This window comes from Telluria sp. AZSoR62 (assembly GCF_058111565.1).
Genome location: NZ_JBYTST010000185.1, coordinates 1 through 327, shown reverse-complemented (window position 1 = coordinate 327; position 327 = coordinate 1). Strand labels below are relative to the sequence as shown.

The window sequence follows — 327 nt, the reverse complement described above, 5'->3', positions numbered from 1 at the left end:
AGGCGTAAAGTGCATCCAATCAATGCTCATTTTGCATCTCCTGCACAGAAGTGCTGATAAAGGACATGGATCACCGCGAGCGCGGCAGAGCTGCTGATTCGGTAATAGACTTGCTTTCCCGCGCGTCGCGTTTCCACCATGCTCTTGCTACGTAGCACCGCGAGTTGTTGAGACAATGTAGGTTGCTGAATGCCTGACAAGGCCTCTAAATCGGTCACATTTAGCTCACCCTGCGACAGTTGGCAGAGAAGGAGCAATCGATCAGGGTTCGCCAGCGCTTTCAGTAGCTGACCAGCAGCTTCAGCGCTAGCTCGCAGTTGTTGGATA

Annotated in this window: 1 protein-coding gene; it reads right to left on the bottom strand. The window is 52.6% G+C overall.

Features of this window, described 5'->3' with window-relative positions:
• Positions 1–26 precede the first annotated feature (26 nt).
• Positions 27–326 (bottom strand): ArsR/SmtB family transcription factor, encoded by a 300-nt coding sequence (locus AC3XQU_RS23450; RefSeq protein ID WP_489876549.1) that lies wholly within the window; start codon positions 324–326, stop codon positions 27–29.
• Between the last annotated feature and the right edge of the window lies 1 nt (position 327).